The sequence below is a fragment of the Citrobacter sp. Cpo221 genome (genome assembly GCF_030332345.1).
In the GTDB taxonomy this organism is placed as follows: domain Bacteria; phylum Pseudomonadota; class Gammaproteobacteria; order Enterobacterales; family Enterobacteriaceae; genus Citrobacter; species Citrobacter portucalensis.
The window spans coordinates 166,507-173,349 of record NZ_JAOWIA010000060.1 but is presented as its reverse complement, the minus strand read 5'-3'; the positions used below and the strand labels follow the sequence as shown (position 1 = coordinate 173,349).

Genomic DNA, 6,843 nt, shown 5'->3' with positions numbered 1-6,843 from the left:
AGGCCACATCCCGGCTTGGTGCGCTGAATTGCCTGATGCGCTGCGCTTATCAGGCCTACGACAGCGTGTCTTTGTAGGCCGGATAAGGCGTTAGCCGCATCCGGCATTATCCATTAAACAAACGGTGCCAGCGGGTCGGCAATCTCAAATGCTACTGCTCGGTCTGCTTTCGGTGGGTAAATCAGCTCGCTGACAATCGACACCTTCAGCTTCTTCGCTTCTGCGCGCGTCAGTTTCACCTGCTGATCCCATCCTTCGCTATACACCGCACCCCAGGCACCAAGATCCAGGCAGGTGACGTAGTTTTCCTGACGATATGGCAGTGGTGTTACGTTTAACAGGTCTGCCGCAGCGTTATTACCGGCAAATTTACCCAACAAAATCGCGTGCTGACAGGTCATTAACGCATGGTTGCCTTTGTCGTCGGTGGCGGCATAGGCCACATCGCCAGTGGCGTAGATATCATCGTGACCCACAACCTGCAGATTGGTATTCACATGCAGACGGCCTTGGCGATCGCGCGGGGCATTAATCTGTGCTGTCAGGCTATTAGCCTGTACGCCGACGGTCCAGATAACCGTTTGAGAGGCAATCACCTGCCCATTTTTCAGCGTGACGCCGGAGGCATCTACGCACTCTACTTCCGCATTGAGCAGCCACTCGACGCCCAGTTCAGCAGAGGCTTCGATAATCACGTCACGTAATTCCTGGCTCCAGCGTCCGCCTGGCTGAGCACCGCGTTCAACTACGACAACTCTGGTCTTAGCATCAGCGCCCAATATTTCGCGCAAACGACCCGGTAATTCCAGCGCCATCTCTATCCCGGTGAAACCACCACCACAGACCACGACCGTATTGCGAGCCTCACTTTCCGGCTGTAATGCCAGATCGTGAATGTGCTGCTCCAGTACGGCGGCGCTCTCAAGTTGGTCGAGGTCAAACGCGTGCTCGGCGGCACCGGCCACGGCGTCGCGGTTTACGTGACTTCCGCTGGCGAGCACCAGGCGGTCATAGCGGTGCAGATGAATGTCACCATTGGCATCTTTCCAGCTTACCTCTTTAGAGTCCGGGAGGATTTGCTCGACGTGACCTTGAAGGAAGTTGACGCCGGTAACGTCAAACAACGGTTGCAGTGGTGCGACCAGCGTATGAACGGCGCTTTCATAAAAGCGTGGGCGGACACGCAGCTCCGGCTGTGGCGCAATTACTGTAATATCAATGGCCTGCTGATGTTTATCCGCTAGTCGTGCGGCGCTTAATGCTGCCCACATACCGGCAAAGCCGGTGCCCACGATCAGAATTTGTTTACGCATTGGGGTTTTCTCACTGGTGACTACGAATTATTTACTCGGATTTTATTTGTCGTAGTTAGGAATTGCAATGCGATCGAGATCCTTTTTGCCTCAAAGGGTGGTGTTTTTTGATTATCTGATTGATAAATATGCATTTAAAGTTCTGTTGTGAAAAGGGGTTACTTTGCTGTCTGGAATGAATGAGATGAAAAAGCTACAATAAACTCAGATTCATTTTGGCTGAGATAAGAGAATGGCATTCTACAGTTCGGGAGTTGAGTACGGCATTCATAGCCTGATGTGTATGGTCGACAGTAAGGGCGACGCGCGGGATATGAGCGTGCGGGAAATAGCCGAACTGCAAAGCGTACCGTATGACTATCTGGCAAAAATTTTCACCCGTCTGTCCAAAGCGGGTCTGGTGCGCAGCATTGAAGGCAAAGGTGGCGGTTTCCAGTTAGCTAAACCCGCTGAACACATCACGGTGCTGGATGTGGTGAATGCTATTGATGGCGATAAGCGCATCTTTGAGTGTCGTGAAATTCGCCAGCGGCTGGCGGTATTTGAGGAACATCCACCGGAGTGGGCCTGTGAAGGCATTTGTGGCGTGCGTTCGGTAATGGACATGGCCCAGCAGCGAATGGAAGAAGCGCTCGGCCAGCATACGATTCTGGACTTGGCGCGCAAAATGTACCGCAAAGCGCCGGACACTTTTGTGGTGGAAGTGCAGGAGTGGATAGACGCGCGTAAAGGGTAGTGAGTGAAAATGCCCGATAGCGCAAGGCGACCGGGCATGTTGAATGTAGGCCGGACAGGGGCAATAGCCGCCATCCGGCACTGAAGGTTATTGCTCGGTGCTCGGCGTATTAATCATGCGATTCAGCCATGGCACCATAATCGCCATCACGACCGTTACGGCCAGGGTGACAAGGCCAATCTTACTGAAGACGTTGGTATAGATAGGCAGCGTTTGCAGCGGGTCGGTGATGTTCTCTGGTACGGCGGTGAACGTAGCGACATAACCCCCCATCAGGAAGGCCGCGGCCTGCGTCAGGAACCACATCCCAAGAATGAAGCCCATCAGATGTTGTGGCACGAGAGCAGCGACCATAGCCAGTCCCAGGGCGCTAATCAGCAGTTCACCCAGGCTCTGGAACAGATACACCAGCACGATAAACCACGGCGACGTCAGCCCTTGTGCATCGGCAAACCACATCCCGGCAGCGGCGGCCGTCAGGAAGCCCAATGAGCACAGGAACATACCGAGCGTAAATTTCATCGGCATGGTCAGGTCTTTGCCTTTGTTGCCCAGACGGGTATAGATTGCGGCCAGTACCGGACTCGCCAGTACCACCCAGAACGGGTTCAGCGCCTGGAAGCTCACCGGGTTGATGGCGAAACCAAGAATTTCATGGTGTACGTTATTGATCGCAAAGAAGTTCAGCGATGTCGGCATCTGCGCGTACAGCACGTAGAACACCACCGCTTCCAGCATCAGGATAAAGGCCACGAACATCTTGTTGCGCCCGGTTTTATCCAGTTTGAATGCCTGACGGAAGAAGATGATGGTCACGACAATCGACAGGACGATCAGCACCAGGTTGGCAATCTGCACGTTGTGCATCAGCCAGGCGCAGATAAATACCATCACTACCGTACCGGCCAGCACGTACAGCAGGTTACGGAAGTTCAGTGGCTTATGGTCTGGCTCAGAGCCGATATTTTTCACCATTCCGCGGCAGGCAAAGTAGACCAGCAGCGCGACGATTAGTCCGGCTCCGCACAGGTTGTAAGTCACAGCGTAGCCAAACTTATCGGCAATCACCGGCGCCAGCGACAGTGACAGCAGCGAACCGATGTTAATCGACATATAAAACAGGGTGAAAGCACCGTCCAGACGGGCGTCTTTCGGGGGATAACATTTTGACAGCAGGCTTGCCGGGTTGGCTTTAAATAGCCCGTTACCAACGGCAATGGTACCCAAAGCAATAAAGATTAGATCCGGCTTAAGCAGCGACATCCCGGTCATGAAGTAGCCGATTGCCAGCACAATGGCACCGAGTACCAGCGTGCGCTTGGTGCCTAACAGGTGGTCGCCGACGTAACCGCCGATCGAGATCAGGCCGTAAACCAGTGCCGCAAAGGCACCAAAGGTGACAAATGCCTGTTCTTGTGAAAATCCGAGCTGCTTAACAAAAAATACCGCCAGGATGCCCTGTACGCCGTAATAGCCAAATCGTTCCCATAATTCCACAAAGAAGATCATGAAGAACGGACGAGGTTGCTGCAGCAAGCCCGTAGGTGCAGTTTTATTCATATTCCATCGCCTTTCAAAGCCATCCCGAAAAGTATGAACGCGTATGCTTAAACGCGCCGAAAAAGTCTTATTTTGTTATAGACTGCGGTTATTGGCCGCAAGGGTAGAGTATTATAGAGATAGTTTTCGATCCAATTAGTTGATCACACTAATTATGATTTGTTTGTTGGATTGATGTACTAATTGTGACCGAATGATAAAAACAAAAACGCCCGCGAAGGCGGGCGTTTACAGGCTTAACGACTTGCAGTGGGCCGGGTTAACTTCCGGCGGCAAGCATTTTATGCTTCTTCGTCGTCACGCAGCGGAACAATCAACATGTCGACGTGGACGGTGTTGATCAGTTGGCGCGCGGAGGACATCAGTTTGCTCCAGAAATCCTGGTGGTGACCACAGACGACCAGATCCATGTCGTATTTTTTGATGGCATCAACCAGAACCTGACCCAGGTCGCCGCTACCGCTCAGGGTTTCGGTGATAGGGTAGCCTGCATTGGTGGACAGCTCGGTTAACGCGTGGTGGGTTTCTTCAGAAATGCGTTTCTGCATGTCGCCCAGATTCACGTCGATGAGCCCGGTGTACAGGTCGGAATAGTTTACGTCAACGTGGATAAGGGAGACTTTAGCATTGTAAGGTCGCGCCATAGAAACCGCTTTTTCAACCAGAACTTTGCTTTCCGGAGAAAGATCAACCGCGATAAGAATGTGTTTATAAGCCATAGTGTTACTCCTTCCATAAGTTGTCGATGACTAGCCTGCTGGCGTTATATGCCGCCGCGTCATCCGCGTCCTGCGAACCTTGTGCGCGGGGCTAGCCCAGTCGTAAAAAACGTACCATATAAGGACTATCCTTACATTATAGCGACCAGGATAATCCGTCAATCCGCCTTGCTTGCCAAATAGTTAAACAAATTTTTTAGTTAATTGCATTGATAGCGATTAACCTTATGGCAAAAAAATTAACTAATCTCCTACACTATCTAAAGAGGCGTTCGGATGCGTGATACTAACACGAACGGTTTCGGCTGCACTCTTCATTGAATGGTTTGGCAGGGTATCGGGGAGCGGTAGTCCCGGAAAGGAGTTCCGTGGGCGGGTCGCCGGGGAGGAGGTATGATAAGCACCATTGCATTATTCTGGGCTTTATGTGTCGTTTGCATTGTTAATATGGCGCGCTATTTTTCTTCGCTACGCGCACTGTTAGTGGTACTTCGTGGTTGCGATCCATTGCTTTACCAGTATGTTGATGGAGGGGGCTTTTTTACCTCGCATGGGCAACCGAACAAGCAGATGCGCCTGGTGTGGTATATCTACGCTCAGCGTTACCGCGATCATCATGATGATGAATTTATTCGCCGCTGTGAGCGGGTTCGCGGTCAGTTCATTCTCACCAGCGCGCTATGCGGCCTGGTGCTAATCAGCATGGTTGCTCTGATTATCTGGCACTGATGCCAACAACAGATACAAAAAAAGCGGGTCAGCTTCCTGACCCGCTTTTTTACCGTGCATTCGCTTAGATAAGCTTCAGGGAGAGCCAGTACAGCACCCCGGAAAGAATAATCGCAGCTGGCAGGGTGAAGACCCAGGCCATCAGAATGCTGGTTACCGTTTTACGCTGCAATCCGCCGCCATCAACAACCATCGTCCCCGCAACGGAAGAAGAGAGAACGTGGGTGGTGGAAACGGGCATACCGGTGTAGCTGGCGAGACCGATAGAGACTGCGGCGGTCATCTGAGCCGACATCCCCTGGGCATAAGTCATGCCTTTCTTACCGATTTTCTCGCCGATGGTGGTGGCAACACGACGCCAGCCAATCATCGTACCAATACCCAGCGCCAGTGCGACGGCCATAATGATCCAGATAGGCGCGTACTCAATGGTGCTCAGCATGTCAGCTTTCAGTTTTTTCAGCAGACGCTGATCGTCAGCGCTTACGCCAGGCAGCTTAACCACTTTATCGGTGGTATCAGAGATGCACAGCATAATACGGCGCAGCTGACCACGCTGTTCGACGCTTAATTTGTCGTAGGTTTCCAGGTTCGCCAGCATACCTTTCGCACGTTCCAGCGCGTTGATGGTATTCGCCGGGTGGCAATGGAACTCTGTCGTCGTCGCGGGTGCCGCGTCCGTCGGGGACGGAATCAGCTGGTCTACGCCTGTGGCCTGTTTAAGCAGGTCAGGACGCTGCTGGAAGAAGACTTCGACGTTATTGATTGCATCACGGGTACGGGTAATCTCGTAACCGGAAGCATTCATATTCACCACGAATCCTGCAGGCGCTACGCCAATCAGCACCAGCATCACCAGACCAATGCCTTTCTGCCCGTCGTTAGCGCCATGAGAGAACGCTACGCCGATAGCGGAGAGGATCAGTGCGATACGGGTCCAGAACGGCGGCTTTTTCTTGCCATCTTTCTTTTCACGTTCTGCTGGCGTCAGGTGGATACGGGCACGTTTTTTTGTACCGCTCCAGTAGCGACGCAGAATGAAAATAAGACCGCCAGCAACCACCAGACCAACAATTGGCGAGATGATAAGCGAAGCAAAAATACCGATAACTTTCGGAATGTTAAGTGCGTCCACCACCGAGGTGCCGGTCATCAGTGCATTGGTTAAACCAATACCGATAATGGCGCCAATCAGCGTGTGGGAGCTGGATGCAGGTAAACCAAAGTACCAGGTACCCAGGTTCCAGATAATTGCCGCCAGCAGCATGGAGAACACCATGGCAAGGCCATGTGACGATCCCATATTAAGCAGCAGATCCGTTGGTAGCATATGCACGATGGCATACGCCACGCTGAGACCACCCAGCAAAACACCAAAGAAGTTGAACAACGCAGCCATGACCACCGCCAATTGCGAACGCATTGCACGGGTATAGATCACGGTTGCGACAGCATTGGCTGTGTCATGGAAGCCGTTAATTGCTTCGTAGAACAGCACAAAAGCCAGAGCAAGCAATAGTAAAAGCCCGGTATGTAAATCCAGGCCAGCAAACAAATGTAGCATAGGACGTTACGCCATTTTGAGGACATGAACGCGGCGCATTATCAGTGACTTTGGCGGCGCGGGCAAAGTGAAATATAGAGTTTTTTTGATTTGTCTCCTGCTTTGTTTTACACCACTAAAGAATTATCCTATATATTTCAGTTAAATACCCTTTATCGGTAGTTTGGTGCTGGTGCGACCACTGAGGAATCTTTACAATTCACACCCGCTTTTTAGAGAGGA

6 protein-coding genes are annotated in these 6,843 nt (G+C 51.9%); 2 read left to right on the top strand and 4 right to left on the bottom strand.

The features are described from left to right. Window positions 1–113: 113 nt before the first annotated feature. Window positions 114–1,313 (bottom strand): NAD(P)/FAD-dependent oxidoreductase, encoded by a 1,200-nt coding sequence (locus OGY72_RS21380; protein WP_286549310.1) that lies wholly within the window; start codon window positions 1,311–1,313, stop codon window positions 114–116. 232 nt (window positions 1,314–1,545) lie between these two features. Between OGY72_RS21380 and OGY72_RS21375 the strand changes: the two genes are divergently transcribed. Next, window positions 1,546–2,049 carry an RrF2 family transcriptional regulator gene (locus OGY72_RS21375; protein WP_003023361.1) on the top strand — a complete coding sequence of 168 codons (504 nt, stop codon included), beginning with the start codon at window positions 1,546–1,548 and terminating at the stop codon, window positions 2,047–2,049. Between the two features lie 87 nt (window positions 2,050–2,136). Here OGY72_RS21375 and dtpB read toward each other — a convergent pair whose 3' ends face one another. Beyond that, entirely contained in the window at window positions 2,137–3,609 is a 1,473-nt protein-coding gene (dtpB, locus tag OGY72_RS21370) for a dipeptide/tripeptide permease DtpB (protein WP_003827469.1), read from the bottom strand. A gap of 281 nt (window positions 3,610–3,890) precedes the next feature. After that, window positions 3,891–4,328: a universal stress protein UspA gene (gene uspA / locus OGY72_RS21365; protein ID WP_003023368.1), complete on the bottom strand. Its 438-nt coding sequence runs from the start codon at window positions 4,326–4,328 to the stop codon at window positions 3,891–3,893. Between the two features lie 393 nt (window positions 4,329–4,721). On the opposite strand from uspA, the gene uspB reads away from it, so the two are divergent. After that, window positions 4,722–5,057, top strand: a complete 336-nt coding sequence (gene uspB / locus OGY72_RS21360; protein ID WP_003023371.1) for a universal stress protein UspB — start codon at window positions 4,722–4,724, stop codon at window positions 5,055–5,057. A gap of 64 nt (window positions 5,058–5,121) precedes the next feature. Here uspB and pitA read toward each other — a convergent pair whose 3' ends face one another. Continuing rightward, window positions 5,122–6,621, bottom strand: coding sequence for an inorganic phosphate transporter PitA (pitA, locus tag OGY72_RS21355; RefSeq protein ID WP_003827471.1), 1,500 nt, complete (start codon window positions 6,619–6,621; stop codon window positions 5,122–5,124). Window positions 6,622–6,843 lie beyond the last annotated feature (222 nt).